Origin of the sequence: Azospirillum brasilense (genome assembly GCF_008365405.1) — a bacterium.
Lineage (GTDB): Bacteria > Pseudomonadota > Alphaproteobacteria > Azospirillales > Azospirillaceae > Azospirillum > Azospirillum brasilense_D.
In genome coordinates, this window is the sequence record NZ_QOKV01000076.1 from 1 (window position 1) to 907 (window position 907).

1 pseudogene is annotated in these 907 nt (G+C 65.6%); it reads right to left on the minus strand.

The window, feature by feature from the left end:
* A pseudogene (locus DS837_RS31820) lies at positions 1 to 747 on the minus strand (IS256-like element ISAli6 family transposase); the annotation flags it as partial.
* Between the last annotated feature and the right edge of the window lie 160 nt (positions 748 to 907).

Genomic DNA, 907 nt, shown 5'->3' on the forward strand with positions numbered 1-907 from the left:
CACCCGGCAGCGTTGCCACGTCGCCTGGAAAACACGGGTGACGGCGGCCTTGATGCCGCCATGGGCGTCGGAGATCACCAGCTTGACGCCGTTCAGCCCCCGGCGTTTCAGCTTGCGCAGAAACTCGATCCAGAAGGTTTCGGCCTCCGACGGGCCGATGTCCATCCCCAGGAGCTCGCGGCGGCCGTCGGTGTTGACCGCCACGGCGATAGTGACGGCGACCGAGACGATGCGCCCATTTTGCCGGACCTTCACATAGGTGGCGTCGAGCCACAGGTAGGGCCAGTCGCCCTCGATGGGACGGCCGAGAAAGGTCTTCACCCGCTCATCGATCTCGGCGCATAACCGACTCACTTGGCTCTTGGAGATGCCCGACATCCCCATGGCCTGGACCAGATCGTCCACCGAGCGCGTCGAGACGCCCTGGATGTAGGCCTCCTGGATCACCGCCGTCAGCGCCTTCTCGGCCATCCGCCGCGGCTCCAGAAAGCCTGGAAAGTAAGAACCCTTGCGCAGTTTGGGAATGCGCAGTTCGACGGTGCCCGCTCGGGTCTCCCAGTCGCGATCCCGGTAGCCGTTGCGCTGGACCAGCCGCTCGGACGAGCGTTCGCCGTGGACGGCGCCGGTCAGGCCCTGCACCTCCAGTTCCATCAGCCGCTCGGCGGCAAAGCCGATCATCTCGCGCAGAACATCGGCATCCGCGCCCTTCTCAAGCATCGCGCGAAGCGCCATCATCTCGTCGGTCATCGTGGTCACCCTTCGTGTGGGTTGAGGTGTGGTGACCAGACTCTATCGAAGAACCGCGATGACCGCCCCGCTGTGGATAACCGGCCCGCCTACGCCAGCCATGGGAAGGCGCTGCGGCGGGCCGCTTCCCCACAGCTACACCACGCTTCGGGACACGACC